The organism is Sinorhizobium sp. Y406, assembly GCF_058732025.1.
In genome coordinates this window covers 672871-687239 of record NZ_CM178974.1, presented here as the reverse complement: position 1 = coordinate 687239, position 14369 = coordinate 672871, and the positions used below count along the sequence as shown (strand labels likewise).

Below are 14369 nucleotides of genomic sequence, written 5' to 3'. Positions count from 1 at the left end.
GGGAGAATACAAGCGGCATACCCCTCGCTTCCGACCGAAACGCTGCTGGAAGCGGAAAGCTCCAGTGGAGGCGGCACGGTGCCGCGAGTCGTCTCCCGCCTTGTGGGGGAGATGGCCGCCAGGCCAGAGGGGGTCGCGGCTGCCAGCACCTTTAACGACCCACCCGCCCCAAAGGAGCCAGATGTTTCAGGAACATTATTTCCGCGCCAAGGACGGCTTGAAGCTCTATGCTCGATCCTACGGCCCCGCGATCGGGCAACGTCGCAGCCCTATCGTCTGCCTGCCGGGGCTGACCCGGAACAGCCGCGATTTTCACGACCTCGCTGTTTTCCTCGCCTCGCCCGAAGGCGGCGCGCACGCGATCGTCTCGCTTGACTATCGCGGCCGCGGGCAGTCGGCGCGTGACGAGGACAAGAGCCGCTACGCAATTCCCGTCGAGGCCGAGGACATCGTCACGGCATGCGCCCATTTCGGCATCGACAAGGCCACTTTCATCGGCACCTCGCGCGGGGGCCTGATCCTTCATCACCTCGCCGTCACCACCCCTGCCCTTGTTGCTCGCGCCATTCTCAACGATATCGGCCCTGTGATCGAACTGGCGGGATTGCTCGCGATCCGCGACTACCTGAACACCAAGGACGGGCCGGCGAGTTGGGCGGTGGCGCCCGACTATCTCCGGACGGTGCACGGCCCGGACTTCCCGATCCTCACCGCCGACGACTGGCGCGCCATGGCCGAAGCGATCTACCGCGACCAGAATGGCACGCCGATCGCCGACTACGATCCAGCGATCGCCGCGCAGCTGCTGGATCTCACCGGCGAAAGCGTGCTTTCGCCACTTTGGCCCCAGTTCGACGCCTTCACCAATATTCCGATGATGGTCGTACGCGGTGAACATTCCCGACTGCTCAGCGAAGCGACGGTCCAGGAAATGGCGCGACGGCATTCCGGACTGATCGCAGTGACCGCGATCGGCCAAGGCCACGCGCCGCTCCTGCATCTCGACGGACTGAAGCAGGCGATCGGCGATTTCGTGCGCAGGTAGAAGGCCGCAAGCTCTACCCTCTGGCCTGCCGGCCATCTCCCCCACAAGGGGGGAGAATGTGCTCGGCTGCCCCTCGATCCAATCGAAACGTTTCTACAAGCGGAACGCGCTGGTGGAGGCGCAATGGTGCCGCATCGATTCCCCCCTCTTGTGGGGGAGATGGCCGGCAGGCCAGAGGGGGTAGCGGCGATCGCCATCGGTGGCCCGATGTTCAATTCTGACTGGAGGTCAGAAATGAACATCAAGAGCCTTCTTCTCGGCTCCGCTGCTGCGCTCGCAGCAGTATCCGGCGCCCAGGCTGCCGACGCGATCGTCGCTGCCGAGCCGGAGCCCATGGAATATGTTCGCGTTTGCGACGCTTTCGGCACGGGCTACTTCTACATCCCGGGCACGGAAACCTGCCTCAAGATCGGCGGCTTCATCCGCGTTCAGGGCGACTTCGGCCGTGATGAATCTGCTCCCTCCGACTGGGATGTCTTCTCCCGCGCTTACATCTCCTTCGACGCCAAGAGCGACACCGAATTCGGCACGCTCACCGGCTTCTATGCGCTCGAGGCTGATGCCGATAACGACGTCGCCGATGCCGATTACAAGATCGACGAAGCCTACATCCAGCTCGGCGGCCTGAAGGCCGGTTTCTTCTACAGCTGGTGGGATAAGGGCCTGAACGGCGAGACTGACTCGCTCTCCAGCAACTCGGAATTCAACTCCATCGCCTATCTCTATGATGGTGGTTCGTTCCAGGCTGGTGTTGCCATCGACGAACTCGAAGACATCACCACCCGCAACAACGGCGTCGGCATCGAAGGCATCGTTTCCGCTTCGCTCGGCGGCGTAAGCTTCGACCTGCTTGGCGGCTTCGACACGGAACTCGAAGAAGGCGCCATCCGCGCCCTGCTTTCGGCCGACCTCGGCCCGGGCGTCTTCCAGCTCGCTGGTATCTGGGCTTCCGACGCGAACGCCTACTTCAGCCAGTCTGAGTGGACGGTTGCCGCCTCCTACGCGTTCAGTGTCACGGAAAAGTTCAAGATCACGCCCGGCGCCCAGTACTGGAGCGATCTCGCATTCGTCGACGGTGTTGATCAGTGGAAGGTTGGCGTAACGGCCGACTACCAGATTACCGAAGGTCTCTCTTCGCGCCTGTCGGTTCAGTACACCGATGCTGACAATGCCGATGACTCCGTTGGCGGCTTCCTCCGCCTGCAGCGCGACTTCTAATCTGAACGAGCGAACGGCCCGCAACTCTAGGGGTTGCGGGCTGTTGCTGTACCGCAACATATGCGTGCCGTCTTGGTTATTTAGACTGCTGAAATATAAGCGTTGGCTTGAGCGCCAGCGGTTCCTTGGTCCATTCGTGGTGGGGTGGAAGGGAAGCAGCAAACGTGACGTCAGCCGCCGAAAAATTGGCGAGCGACTTCGGGATTTCGGGCGTGAGTCCGGAATACGAGGTCAATTATTGCTTTGGCCAGAGGGGCCCGACAGGCCTGGTCAAGGAGACTTCGCTTGCCGAACTGTTTCATCGCTACGTCGACATCCTGTGGGACGAAGGGAACCACAAATATAATGTGAAGGCCTTCATTGGTGAACTTGACGAGATTCTGCTCGGCGCCCGGTTCTCCACCTTTTCGCAGGACCTGCTCGACGAACTGATCGGGGCACTACGCAAACGCGGCAACAGCAATGCGACCATCAATAGGAAGATGGCGGCGCTGAGCAAGTTGCTGCGGAAAGCGTACAAGATGGGCGATATCCACAGTCTGCCGGAATTCAGGCGTCAAAAAGAAAGAGCCGGACGTTTGCGCTTTCTCGAGGCCGATGAAGAGGAAATCCTGTTCCGGGAGATCGGCAGCCGGTCGGAGCTCTTCCTGAAATTCTCTATATTCCTGGTGGACACGGGCGCTCGTCTTGGCGAGGGCATTGGCCTCAAATGGAATGACATTCACGAGGGTCGAGCAACCTTCTGGATTACCAAATCCGGGCGCAGCCGCACCGTGCCCCTGACAGCGCGGGCAAAAGAGGTGCTGAAAGACCTGGCAGCCAGATCACCGGGACCTTTCAGCGACGTCGATCAGCAAAAATTTCGGGCAGTCTGGAATGCGGCCAAGCAGGATGCGGGGCTGGGCGATGAAGCCGATATCGTTCCCCATATTCTGAGACATACCTGCGCCTCTCGCCTCGTGCGCGGCGGTATCGATCTCCGGCGGGTCCAGATGTGGCTAGGCCATCAGACGCTGACGATGACCATGCGCTATGCGCATCTGGCGACGCACGATCTGGACATGTGCGTGCCCGTTCTCGAGCGGCATTTGGCGAGTTGAACTCACCGATCCTCATCCTGCGTTCGTGACCAGAATCCTGCGCCAAGCCCTTGGTTGAAGAGACTTTTCCTCTCCGATCGCCAGCTTTCCGGCGGCGGTCCCGGAGTTATTCCATCGCACAGGTGACCGGGTTCAAAAATCTCTACCACGCCGATCACAGCCCCGGAGTCAAAAAGCCCGGCTCGATGAGCCGGGCTTTCCGTCACTGACCGAGGTCAGGTCAGATTAGAAGTCACGCTGCAGGCGGAGGAAGCCGCTGACAGAGTCGTCGCCGTTGTCCGGATCGGTGTACTGAACCGACAGACGCGAAGCGAGACCTTCCGTGATCTGGTAGTCGGCCGTTACGCCAACGCGCCACTGATCGTCATTGCTGAAGTCAGTGAGAGAGCCGTTAGACAGACCACTCCAGTACTGAGCGCCGGGCGTGATCTTGAACTTTTCCGTGGCCTGGAAGGCGTAGGAAGCAGCAACGGTCCACTCGGCATCGCCATAGTAAGCGTTCGGGTCGGAAGCCCAGATACCAGCGAGCTGGAAGACGCCCGGACCGAGGTCGGCCGAAAGCAGGGCGCGGATGGCGCCTTCTTCGAGTTCGGTGTCGAAGCCGCCGAGGAGGTCGAAGCTTACGCCGCCGAGCGAAGCGGAGACGATACCTTCGATGCCAACGCCGTTGTTACGCGTGGTGACGCCCGCGCCCTGGAACTCGTCAACAGCAATACCAGCCTGGAACGTACCGCCGTCATAGAGATAGGCGATCGAGTTGAATTCCGAGTTGGTGGAGAGGTCGTCGGTTTCGCCGTTCAGGCCCTTATCCCACCAGCTGTAGAAGAAGCCGGCCTTCAGGCCGCCGAGCTGGATGTAGGCTTCATCGACGTCGATGCGGCTGTCGCCAACGTCGGTGTCGTTGTCTGCGTTGAACTCAATGGCGGCGAAGCCGGTGAGCGTGCCGAATTCGGTGTCGCTCTTCGCGTCGAACGAGATGTAAGCGCGGGAGAAGACATCCCAGTCGGAGAAGCCGTCTTCGGCGTCGAAACCCTCGCCAAACGCACTTGCGTCACGGCCGAAGTCGCCCTGAACGCGGATGAAGCCGCCGATCTTGAGGCAGGTTTCCGTGCCCGGGATGTAGAAGTAGCCCGTGCCGAAAGCGTCGCAAACGCGAACATATTCCATGGGCTCCGGCTCGGCAGCGACGATGGCGTCGGCAGCCTGGGCGCCGGATACTGCTGCGAGCGCAGCAGCGGAGCCGAGAAGAAGGCTCTTGATGTTCATTTCTGACCTCCAGTCAAAAGTTTCACACGGGTCTGGGTTTCTTTGCTGAAGGACAGCGTTCCCTGCCCCATCCCCAATTCGTTCAAGAAGTCGGACGATCAACCGCCCTTGCTTCCGGAGTTGAAAATACAAAACCGGGTGGGGCGCGCAACGACCAACTTGCGAGATCAACTGCTTTGCGCCGCCCTTCCCCGATCCCTGTTGCTCAAACGACACAAAATCGCCCCAGACGGCCTGAAAGGATTAACAAAGCCTTAAGAAAATCCTTTGTCGACTAGGGTTTAGCCGCGATGCATAGTGCACCCGCTGTTCCGAAAAGAGGCAGAAAGCGGCCGAAATTCGGGGCAAAACCGGGCATCGGCCCCATTCGGGCGGGGACTTTGCGTCTGCCTCGGCATGGGGGCCGAGCCGCACGGACACTCAGAATCGGGGTGGATCGGGTGATTCTCAAGGGAATCTGTGCGCGGGATGGGCGAATCGGGGGCGCTGTGGAGCGGTGGCGATTCGGTTCGAGAAGGCATGAGCGATGTGTGCCGGGAGTTCGGGATTTCCCGCAAGACCGGCTACAAGATCTTCAATCGCTACCGGCAGGAGGGACTCGAGGCGCTTTGCGATCGCTCGCGTCGGCCGGTCCGATATGCCAACCAGCTTCCCGAGCCGGTGGAGCGGCTGATCGTCGAGACTAAGCGCGAGAAGCCGCATTGGGGCGCTCGAAAGATTCGGGAACGGCTCGTGCGCAAGCTGGCCGGCGATGTGCGCATTCCCGCAAAGAGCACCGTCCATGCGGTGCTCGATCGCCACGGCCTTGTCAAGCGCGCCCGCAAGAGGCGGCGCTGCAAGGCCGTGGGCACGCCCCTCTCGAACGCCGTCCAGCCCAACACTCTGTGGTGCACGGATTTCAAGGGCGAGTTCAAGCTCGGCGATGGCCGCTACTGCTACCCCCTGACGGTCACCGACCAGGCATCGCGCTACCTGCTCTTGTGCGAAGCGCTTGAATCGACCCGGGAGGAACCGGTCATCGAGGCCTTTGTCCGCCTCTTCAAGGAACGCGGCTTGCCGCTCGCCATCCGCAGCGACAACGGGCTGCCCTTCGCCTCGCCCAACGGCCTCTACAATTTGTCGAAGCTGTCGGTCTGGTGGCTGCGGCTTGGCATCGCCATCGAACGGATCAAACCCGGCCATCCGCAACAGAACGGGCGCCACGAGCGCATGCATCTGACCCTGAAGCGGGAGACGACGCGGCCGCCGGGTATAAATGCCCTGCAGCAGCAGGCGCGATTCGATGCTTTCCTTAGCGAATTCAATGAAGAGCGCCCCCACGAGGCGCTCGCCATGCGGATGCCGGCCGAGCTCTACACGCCTTCTTCAAGAGCCTATGACGGTCTGCCGGAGCTCGACTATCCCTTCCACGATCGCGACGTCCTCGTCACCGCCTGCGGCCGCATCTGCATGCATCGCAATAAGATCAACATCTCGACCGTCATGGCCGGTCAGAGGCTTGGCATCAAGGAAGTCGAGGACGGAATTTGGCTCATCAGCTTCATGCATTATGATTTGGGATATATCGACCTGGAGCAGAGGACCTTGCAAACCATCGACAACCCGTTCGGCACGAGGTTGTCACCCATGTCTTAGGTACAAACTGTTACCTATGTCTTCGGGCTGGACAGAAGCAGGATGGCGGAGAAGAAGGGATTCGAACCCTCGATACCGTTTCCGGTATACTCCCTTAGCAGGGGAGCGCCTTCGACCACTCGGCCACCTCTCCGTTAGCGCCTGACTAGTGTCAGTGCGTCGGCAATGCAAGATTTTTTTGTCGGATTTCAGGAAATCCTACCATTTTCGTCCGGGTTCCGGCGGGGCGAGCCGTCGAATCAGAAGCGCGCTGCAGACGCTTCGACGTGCTGCCCGCAAAGGCATTCCTGGATCGGCTGATCCGTATCCAATTTGCCGACCGTCTTCATGCAGCGCCGGCGCGGAGGCAAAGCGGCGTCTGCGGGAAAGCGACGCTCGTTAGATTTCTATCGAATATCTTCAAGGGATTGCAAGCTTGCCGGCGGAGACTGACTGTCGGCCTTTGCAACAGGTTTGCGAAAAGCGCCGGCGAATGACTTGCCGGGATTCCACCTTCCATGAGCCCGACCGGAGCGACGGGTGCGACGCCGGCGAAAGCCGATGATGCCCGCCTTTGCACTGTCGGCGCTCCATTTGCCGGAGCAGATGCATGCAGCAGTCGACGATGTATTCGCTTGCGCCTTCGCCGCTCTATGACGAACGTCACGAGCGCTTCGCCATCGCCCATGCCGGAACGCTGATGGCGGTGCAGCCGGGGCTTGGCGGAGTATCCATACGGGCCTGCAGGATGATCGAAATCTCGCGTGGCGGAGCGCGCTTTTCCGTCGGCACCACGATCGGCTTGCCGCTGCACTACTATCTCCACGTCGTCGGAACGAACCGGCGCATCGGTTGCGCCGAGATCCACCGGGCGGGCGACAAACTCGCGGTGCAATTCATCAAGACGATCGAAGAATCGTTCCTGCACGAGATCGTCCGCCTCGATTACTTTACCGGAGAAAGCCGAAACGCGAGAACGACGAGGGACCCACGTCGCCTCACGGCGCCGGCGCGCCCCTTCTTCTTCGGCGCGGACAGCCGCGGCTGAAACGACCGCGATCTTTCTTGCGCGAGGCGATTCCGATTTCGGTTCTTATGCGTTAAGTTCCGGGCGCACTTCGAACAGGGTCGTCCATATGTCCGCCTTCTCGCGTTTCACGCCGCTCATCCAGTCCTTGCCGGCCACCATTCCCTTCGTCGGACCGGAGGCCATCGAGCGACAGCGCGGCCGCAGGATCGCCGCCCGCATCGGCGCCAATGAGAGCGGGTTCGGCCCGGCTCCGTCAGTGCTACTGGCCATGCAGGAGGCGGCCGGCGAAACGTGGAAATATGCGGATCCTGAAAATTGGGAACTGAAGCAGGCTCTTGCCGCCCATCTCGGGGTGCCGCCGGCTAGTATCGCCATCGGCGAAGGCATCGACAGCCTGCTCGGGCAGATCGTCCGCCTCGTCGTCGAGCCCGGCGCACCGGTCGTCACCTCGCTCGGAGGCTACCCGACTTTCAACTATCACGTTGCGGGCCATGGCGGCCGGCTGGTGACGGTACCCTATGTCAACGACCGCGAAGACCTCGAGGGATTGCTTGCCGCCGTGAGGCGTGAGGACGCGCCGCTCGTCTATTTCGCCAATCCCGACAATCCGATGGGCAGTTGGTGGCCAGCCGATCGCATCGTCGATTTTGCCGCCGCCTTGCCAGAAACGACGCTCTTCATCCTCGACGAGGCCTACAGCGAAACGGCCCCGCCGGAGTCGGTCCCACCGGTCGAAAGCCTGATCGACCGACCCAATGTGATTCGCACCCGCACCTTCTCCAAGGCCTATGGGCTTGCCGGTGCGCGCGTCGGCTACGCGCTGGCGACAGCCGGCACCGCCCAGGCCTTCGACAAGATCCGCAATCATTTCGGCATGAGCCGCGTGGGCGTTGCGGCGGCAATCGCGGCACTGGCAGATCAGGCCTATCTCACTGAAGTCACTCGGCGGATCGCGAGGTCCCGCGACCGGATTGCCGCAATTGCCCGGGATAATGGCCTGACGCCGCTTGCCTCCGCGACGAATTTCGTTGCCGTCGATTGCGGCCGCGACGCGCGCTATGCCAGAGCGATCGTCGAAAGGCTGATGAGCGACCACGGCGTCTTCATCCGCATGCCGGGTGTGGCGCCGCTCGATCGCTGCGTCCGGATCAGCGCCGGGCCGGATGCGGAGATGGACCTGCTTGCAGCCTCGCTTCCCGCCGTCCTCAAGAACCTGAACTGAACGGCGCCGCCTCGACGTCAGTGCATCGTCATCCATTCGCGCGCCGCGCGGAGGGCGGCCGCAAGCTCGGTCTTGCTCATGGTGGCGGCAAGGTCAGCGCGAAGACCCGCGGCGCGATCGGAGCCCTTGATGGCGGCGATGTTCAACCACTTGTGGGCGGCGACCAAATCGACTGGCCTGCCGCGGCCCGTGGCATAGGCAAGGCCCATTTCACAGAGGGCGTCGGCCCGGTTGTCGCCACCCATCGCGGCATCCGAAACAGTCTGCATGTCAAAGCGTGCCATTGTCGTGTCCCTGTCTTCGATTGGTGCGCCTCAATCGTAGGGCGCACCTGTCTTTTGTCGTTTTGTCGGTCCCTGTCTTCGTCTTGCCTCTTGGCGGGCTTCCGGAAGTGCACCGTCTTTGCGCAGCGTCGCTTCCGGTTTTTCGGCGGGGTGTTCGCCCCGCTCCTCTTATGGCTCCGAGTATCGCCGAGGCCCTTCAACAGGCGCTTAAAATGCATGCTTAATTTGCCGAAAACAAAGTTCAAATACTTGGTAAACTTGGGTTTTTGTTAAGCATCGCAGCCCCTCAAACAGCGGCAATTCGCCTAGAATTTTACGAAATCTTCAATCTTCGATTTCAACCAAACGCTAACCATGAAACCAGGAACGGGTCCGCTTGCGCGGCGCTCCGCCTCGCCAAATGCCCGCTTTCCGGCTTATTTACCTTTACGTATGCGTAAGTTATCCTGTGCTCAGGCGGCGTGGAGGCCGCCCATTTTGTCGGAGGAACTTGAATGATTCGCACTTTGCTCGTAGCCGCGGCACTCGCTCTTGCCGCGGCAGCCTCGGTCCAGGCAGCCGAACCGATCGTCGGCAACTGGAAGACCGCCAGCGGCGCCACGGCGGAAATCGCCCCCTGCAGCGGTTCCTTCTGCGTCACGCTGAAGACGGGCAAACATGCCGGGAAACGCATTGGTAATCTTGCTGGCGCTGCCGGCAGCTACAGCGGCGAAATCACCGATCCGGAGAGCGACAAGACCTATAGCGGCTCGGGCTCGGTCGACGGCAATTCGCTGCAAATGAAGGGCTGCGTGCTGAAGGTGCTTTGCAAGTCACAGACCTGGACTCGTCTGTAAGCGGTTTTGATCAGGGTCGAAGCAAGACCCCTCCCCACAGGTGGGAGGTGCTTAATCTGCCGCACCTCCTCACCGCATCTTGACTGTAGCAGCAGGAGCTAAGGCAGTGAAATGCCCAGGGATTTGCCGCAATCTCCAAGCCCCTCCCACCTGTGGGGTTGAAGAGGGTTGCCGCGAAGCGGCATTCGTTTGCACCACATGTCGCCTCACCCGGCGCTACCGCGCGCGCTGGCCGAACAGGATCTTCTGGGCTTCCTTGTCCTCTGCAAGGCTCTTCTGACGGGCTCGCTCCTCCTTGCCGACCTCGATTGCCTTCTTGACCGCCGGGCGCGCGAGCATCGTCTCGAACCAGCGCTTCAGGTTCGGGAACTCGTTGAGATCTTGCCCCTGGTTCTCGTGCGGGATCACCCAGCCGATCGCAGCCATGTCGGCAATGGAGTAATCGGCGGCCAGGAAGGGCCGGTCGGCGAGACGCTTGTTCATCACGCCATAGAGGCGGTTCACTTCATTGGTGTAGCGCTCGATGCCATAGGCGATCCGTTCCGGCGCATATTGCCGGAAGTGATGGGCCTGCCCCGCCATGGGGCCGAGACCGCCGACCTGCCAGAAGAGCCATTGCTCGACTTCGACGCGGGCACGTTCGTCGCTCGGATAGAACCTGCGGTACTTGCGGCCGAGATATTGCAGGATCGCACCCGACTCGAACACCGAGATCGGCACGCCGTCCGGGCCCTCGGGATCGACGATCGCCGGCATGCGGTTATTGGGCGAGATCTCCAGGAATTCCGGCGCGAACTGGTCGCCGCGGCCGATATTGACGTATTTGACCACGTAGGGAACGCCGAGTTCCTCCAGCATGATGGTGATCTTCCAGCCGTTCGGTGTCGGCCAGTAATAAAGCTCGATCGGAGCCGTCATCGGCGATCTCTCCTTGAGGTTCGTGGAAAACCACAGGTAGGAACGCGCTCCGCGCGAGGCAAGGCCCCTGCCTTCAACCAAGATGAACGGCAGATGAATGGGCGCCTCAGCAAGAATTCAGTTTGGTTGTGCGAAAAGACGCCCAATCGATTTGACAGCGCCTCCAGCCCACGGACAGAAACATGGATATCCTCGCCCGACGCCTCACCCTCATCAGCCTGCTGATGGTCGTCTTCGCAATGTCACTCGCTGCGGCCGTAGGCGCCGACACCGAGCGTCGCCGCCAGAACACCTATATCGGCTCGCTGACCGACTGCACCGCACACACCGCACAATATTGCCAGGCCAAGCTTTAAGGCGGGACTGGAGGCGAGCGGTCTTCCCCCCCCCCGCTCGCTCCGCCCCAACACACCAGGATCAGGGAAATGTCCGCGTTCGTCTCCTCCGCCATCCTTGCACTCCGGCTCCTGTTCGTCACGGGCCTGCTGATGGCGCCGATCGGAGCGGTGACCTACAACAAGGCCAGCACCTCCGGCATCGGCAAGAACGGCGCCGGCTTCGTTCTCTTCATGACGCTCCAGCGCCAGGCGATGAGTTGATCACACGGTCGCGCCCACTCCATTTCCCTCTTGCGCTTCACCTAACTCTCCGCTCCTTGTCACCCGTGAAAGGAGCAAGCCATGCCCGCATTCGCCATCTATTTCCTTGCAGCACTTGCCGAGATCGCCGGCTGCTTCGCCTTCTGGGCGTGGCTCAAGCTCGACAAGTCCGCCTGGTGGCTCATACCCGGCATGGGTTCTCTGGCCCTCTTTGCCTGGCTCCTGACCATGATCGATACGGCCGCTGCCGGGCGCGCCTATGCGGCCTATGGCGGCGTCTACATCGCCACATCGCTCACCTGGCTTTGGATCGCCGAGGGCATCAGGCCCGACCGTTGGGACCTGACCGGCATGGCGGTTGCAATTGCCGGCAGCGCGATCATTCTCGCAGGCCCCCGCTAGCGCATCGGCCCGAAGATCGTGCCCGATTTTTCGGAAAGCTCAATGCACAGCTTCAAAGACTTGCATCGAGCTTTGCGCGTCTGAAAAGGCGCGCGGCGCTGTAAAGCGCGTCGACATGCATCGGATGCGAAGCATGTGAAAAACCGCATATCTTGTCGTTTGCTTGTCAGAAGCCCCAGCCTATAATGCAACATGGACAAACGAATCTCTTCACATTCCGCCCTCTCCATCGCCACCCCTGAAGCCTTCGAGCCGCAAACCTTCGACAATCCGGCCGATGCCGTCGATTGTCTGGAAGCGCTGTACGAGCGCAACACCCGTTTCCTGCGGGAGGCTTTCGAGGGGCTGGGAAAGAACGGCAGGCCGCTCACGCGTTTCCGCGCCTGCTATCCGCAGGTCAGCATCGAGACAAGCAGCTTCGGCCATGTCGATTCCAGGCTATCCTTCGGCTATGTCAGCGCACCCGGCGTCTACACGACGACGATCACCCGCCCGCGGCTCTTCCGCCACTACCTGAAGGAACAGTTCGGACATCTGATCCGCAATCACGGCGTCAGCGTCATCGTGTCCGAATCGGCAACGCCCATTCCGCTGCACTTCGCCTTCGGCGAGAACGCGCATGTCGAGGCATCGGCGGGCGAGAGCATCGATATTCCGCTGCGCGACCTCTTCGATGCGCCGGATATCACCACCACCGACGACGAGATCGCCAACGGCTCCTATGAGCCGGGCCCCGGCGAGCCCTCCCCGCTTGCCCCCTTCACAGCCCAGCGCATCGACTATTCGCTTGCGCGCCTCAGCCATTACACGGCGACCAGCGCCACGCATTTCCAGAACTTCGTGCTTTTCACGAACTACCAGTTCTATATCGACGAGTTCTGCGCCTGGGCACGCCAGCAGATGGCCGAAGGCGGCAATGGCTATACGGCCTTCATCGAGCCCGGCAACATTATCACGCCGGCGGGCGCCGACAGGCCGGAGGCCGATTATTCGCTCGCCCGCCTGCCGCAAATGCCGGCCTATCACATAAAGAAGAAGGGCCATGGCGGCATCACCATGGTCAATATCGGCGTCGGCCCCTCCAACGCCAAGACCATCACCGACCACATCGCCGTGCTGAGACCGCATGTCTGGCTGATGCTCGGCCATTGCGCCGGTCTGCGCAACAGCCAGCGGCTCGGGGATTATGTGCTCGCCCATGCCTACATGCGCGAAGATCACGTGCTCGACGATGACCTGCCGGTCTGGATTCCACTGCCGGCACTGGCGGAGGTGCAGGTCGCGCTCCAGGACGCGGTGGCCGAGGTGACGGGCTACAAGGGCTACGATCTCAAGCAGATCATGCGCACCGGCACCGTGGCCACGATCGACAACCGCAACTGGGAATTGCGCGACCAGCGCGGCCCGGTCAAGCGCTTGTCGCAGGCGCGCGCCATCGCGCTCGACATGGAATCGGCGACGATCGCCGCCAATGGCTTCCGCTTCCGCGTGCCTTACGGCACCTTGCTCTGCGTGTCCGACAAACCGCTGCACGGCGAATTGAAGCTGCCGGGAATGGCAACCGCTTTCTACCGGACCCAGGTGAGCCAACATCTGAAGATCGGCATTCTGGCGCTGCAGAAACTCGCGGCGATGCCACCGGAGAAGCTGCATTCACGCAAGCTCAGAAGCTTCTACGAGACATCGTTCCAATAGACCTATCGATGTCGCCGGACCTTCCCGCTTACAGCGCCGCGCGTCTTTTCAGACGCTTTCAGACGCGCAAAGGTCGCTGTAACTCTTTGAATCGACGCATCGGCCCGAAAATCGGATACGATTTTCGGGCCGATGCGCTAGCAGCGCCGTGAATCAGGCCTTCGGCTTCAGCGCCAGCGACAACAGTGTGCCGGCCACTGCCGAGACGATGACGAGCAGGTGCGCATTGACGCTCGCGCGCCCGAGCATGCCAAGCGTCGCGGGATCGCCGGCTGCGCCGAACGACATCGCACCGGCAACGATCGCCGCCGCGTAGGTGCCGACGCCTGCCGGCGCATGCACCGGAAGAACCGACGACAGTTCGCCTCCGAGCGCCCCTCCGAAGGAGGCGGCAAAGGGCGCCACGCCCATGATCGCGAGCACCCAGGCGAGAATCGCCACCTTGACCGCCCAATTCAGGATCGTCATCGCCCAGGCCCTCAGGAATGCCGAAACATGCTCCGGCAGACCGGCCTCGATCTCGGCGAAATAGGGCCCGAACCTGCCAGGCGTCAATCGGCGCGCCACGGCAAGAACTCTTGCCTTCAGCAGAAAGAATGCGAGTGGCGAGAAGAATGCCAGCAGCCAGAGGAGCCACCAAGCCGCCTGTTGGCTCCGCCCGAGCACGAGGCCGATCGCAGCGACGATGACGAGCGCATGCAGATCGAGCAGCCGCATGACGAGCAGCGCCGAGGTGCCGCGCAACAGCGGAACGCCGAACTCGGTGCGCATCAGTAGCGGGAAGCTCGTTTCCCCGGCTCTGAATGGCAGCATGATGTTGAGGAGATTATGGGTCTGGGTAACGCGCAGAAGCGTCAGGAACCGACCGCGAGTCTGTTCGGGAAAATAGTCGTAAATCCGGTAGCAGCGAACGAAGTAGGTGGCGATAAGGAGCGCCAGCGCCGAGAGTATGGGCATTGCGCCGACCTCGGTCCATTGCCGCATCAAGGTGAGCCATCCCCAGATCCACTCGACGAAGACGACGTAGACCGCGACGGCCGCCACAGAAATCAGTCCCATGCGGTTGCGCACAAGCCACGACTGCCGACGGCACTGTCGGTCCGAATTCATGAGATGCCGATTTCCTCTGTCCAAGCGATG

The 14369-nt window shown here is 61.4% G+C and carries 14 protein-coding genes, 1 tRNA gene and 1 pseudogene; 11 read left to right on the top strand and 5 right to left on the bottom strand.

The window, feature by feature from the left end:
- Positions 1-181 precede the first annotated feature (181 nt).
- From AC4P1R_RS03325 to AC4P1R_RS03315, 3 genes are all read left to right on the top strand, one after another.
- Positions 182-1045: an alpha/beta fold hydrolase gene (locus AC4P1R_RS03325; RefSeq protein WP_069460538.1), complete on the top strand. Its 864-nt coding sequence runs from the start codon at positions 182-184 to the stop codon at positions 1043-1045.
- A 234-nt stretch (positions 1046-1279) separates the two neighbouring features.
- Positions 1280-2263: a porin gene (locus AC4P1R_RS03320; RefSeq protein WP_492177417.1), complete on the top strand. Its 984-nt coding sequence runs from the start codon at positions 1280-1282 to the stop codon at positions 2261-2263.
- 164 nt (positions 2264-2427) lie between these two features.
- Complete coding sequence (locus AC4P1R_RS03315) at positions 2428-3363, top strand: tyrosine-type recombinase/integrase (RefSeq protein WP_492177416.1); 936 nt, start codon at positions 2428-2430, stop codon at positions 3361-3363.
- A gap of 225 nt (positions 3364-3588) precedes the next feature.
- Here AC4P1R_RS03315 and AC4P1R_RS03310 read toward each other — a convergent pair whose 3' ends face one another.
- On the bottom strand, positions 3589-4629 hold the full coding sequence (locus AC4P1R_RS03310; protein WP_492177415.1) for a porin: 1041 nt from the start codon (positions 4627-4629) through the stop codon (positions 3589-3591).
- Positions 4630-5142: 513 nt separating this feature from the next.
- Here AC4P1R_RS03310 and AC4P1R_RS03305 point away from each other — a divergent pair.
- Positions 5143-6264: pseudogene (locus AC4P1R_RS03305) on the top strand (helix-turn-helix domain-containing protein); the annotation flags it as partial.
- Positions 6265-6307: 43 nt separating this feature from the next.
- Here the strand turns inward: AC4P1R_RS03305 and AC4P1R_RS03300 are convergent.
- A tRNA-Ser gene (locus AC4P1R_RS03300) sits at positions 6308-6397 on the bottom strand.
- A 456-nt stretch (positions 6398-6853) separates the two neighbouring features.
- Here AC4P1R_RS03300 and AC4P1R_RS03295 point away from each other — a divergent pair.
- Together AC4P1R_RS03295 and AC4P1R_RS03290 are read left to right on the top strand one after the other, a co-directional pair.
- Entirely contained in the window at positions 6854-7291 is a 438-nt protein-coding gene (locus AC4P1R_RS03295; protein ID WP_069460534.1) for a hypothetical protein, read from the top strand.
- Between the two features lie 88 nt (positions 7292-7379).
- Complete coding sequence (locus tag AC4P1R_RS03290) at positions 7380-8495, top strand: pyridoxal phosphate-dependent aminotransferase (RefSeq protein WP_492177414.1); 1116 nt, start codon at positions 7380-7382, stop codon at positions 8493-8495.
- A gap of 17 nt (positions 8496-8512) precedes the next feature.
- Here AC4P1R_RS03290 and AC4P1R_RS03285 read toward each other — a convergent pair whose 3' ends face one another.
- On the bottom strand, positions 8513-8779 hold the full coding sequence (locus tag AC4P1R_RS03285) for an SEL1-like repeat protein (RefSeq protein WP_069460532.1): 267 nt from the start codon (positions 8777-8779) through the stop codon (positions 8513-8515).
- A gap of 494 nt (positions 8780-9273) precedes the next feature.
- Between AC4P1R_RS03285 and AC4P1R_RS03280 the strand changes: the two genes are divergently transcribed.
- Positions 9274-9615, top strand: coding sequence for a DUF2147 domain-containing protein (locus AC4P1R_RS03280; RefSeq protein ID WP_069460531.1), 342 nt, complete (start codon positions 9274-9276; stop codon positions 9613-9615).
- A 216-nt stretch (positions 9616-9831) separates the two neighbouring features.
- Here AC4P1R_RS03280 and AC4P1R_RS03275 read toward each other — a convergent pair whose 3' ends face one another.
- Positions 9832-10533 (bottom strand): glutathione S-transferase family protein, encoded by a 702-nt coding sequence (locus tag AC4P1R_RS03275; protein ID WP_069460530.1) that lies wholly within the window; start codon positions 10531-10533, stop codon positions 9832-9834.
- A gap of 182 nt (positions 10534-10715) precedes the next feature.
- Between AC4P1R_RS03275 and AC4P1R_RS03270 the strand changes: the two genes are divergently transcribed.
- From AC4P1R_RS03270 to AC4P1R_RS03255, 4 genes are all read left to right on the top strand, one after another.
- The gene (locus AC4P1R_RS03270; RefSeq protein ID WP_151610968.1) at positions 10716-10889 is read left to right on the top strand and encodes a hypothetical protein; all 174 of its coding nucleotides are present in this window, start codon (positions 10716-10718) and stop codon (positions 10887-10889) included.
- Positions 10890-10958: 69 nt separating this feature from the next.
- Positions 10959-11132 (top strand): hypothetical protein, encoded by a 174-nt coding sequence (locus tag AC4P1R_RS03265; RefSeq protein ID WP_492177413.1) that lies wholly within the window; start codon positions 10959-10961, stop codon positions 11130-11132.
- Positions 11133-11213: 81 nt separating this feature from the next.
- The gene (locus AC4P1R_RS03260; RefSeq protein ID WP_069460529.1) at positions 11214-11534 is read left to right on the top strand and encodes a YnfA family protein; all 321 of its coding nucleotides are present in this window, start codon (positions 11214-11216) and stop codon (positions 11532-11534) included.
- 192 nt (positions 11535-11726) lie between these two features.
- Positions 11727-13229: an AMP nucleosidase gene (locus tag AC4P1R_RS03255; RefSeq protein ID WP_069460528.1), complete on the top strand. Its 1503-nt coding sequence runs from the start codon at positions 11727-11729 to the stop codon at positions 13227-13229.
- Positions 13230-13382: 153 nt separating this feature from the next.
- Here AC4P1R_RS03255 and AC4P1R_RS03250 read toward each other — a convergent pair whose 3' ends face one another.
- Positions 13383-14339 (bottom strand): lysylphosphatidylglycerol synthase domain-containing protein, encoded by a 957-nt coding sequence (locus AC4P1R_RS03250; protein WP_492177411.1) that lies wholly within the window; start codon positions 14337-14339, stop codon positions 13383-13385.
- Between the last annotated feature and the right edge of the window lie 30 nt (positions 14340-14369).